This is a genomic window from Bradyrhizobium sp. BRP23 (assembly GCF_020194135.1).
In the GTDB taxonomy this organism is placed as follows: domain Bacteria; phylum Pseudomonadota; class Alphaproteobacteria; order Rhizobiales; family Xanthobacteraceae; genus Bradyrhizobium; species Bradyrhizobium yuanmingense.
In genome coordinates this window covers 1-511 of sequence record NZ_JADYVW010000059.1, presented here as the reverse complement: position 1 = coordinate 511, position 511 = coordinate 1, and the positions used below count along the sequence as shown (strand labels likewise).

Annotated in this window: 1 protein-coding gene; it reads left to right on the top strand. The window is 63.4% G+C overall.

The window, feature by feature from the left end:
* The coding region (locus I6F24_RS37335; protein WP_225156607.1) for a chemotaxis protein CheW at positions 1-511 on the top strand (511 nt) is incomplete at both ends.

The window sequence follows — 511 nt, the reverse complement described above, 5'->3', positions numbered from 1 at the left end:
CCACAAGTTCATCTTCGCGCCGGGCTTCTCCACTGCCGCTGCCATCACCTCGGTCTCGGGCCGCGGCGTCGGCATGGACGTGGTCCGCACCAATATCGACCAGATCGGCGGCACCATCGACATCAAGTCGGTCGCGGGCGAAGGAAGCTCCGTCACCATCAAGATCCCGCTGACGCTCGCCATCGTCTCGGCCCTGATCGTCGAAGCCGCCGGCGACCGCTTTGCGATCCCGCAGCTCTCGGTGGTGGAATTGGTCCGCGCCCGCGCCAACTCCGAGCACCGCATCGAGCGCATCAAGGACACCGCGGTGCTGCGTCTGCGCAACAAGCTGCTGCCGCTGATCCATCTGAAGAAGCTCCTGAAGATCGACGACGGCGCGGCCAGCGATCCCGAGAACGGCTTCATCGTGGTGACGCAAGTCGGCAGCCAGACCTTTGGCATCGTCGTCGATGGCGTGTTCCACACCGAAGAAATCGTGGTCAAGCCGATGTCGACAAAACTGCGTCACATC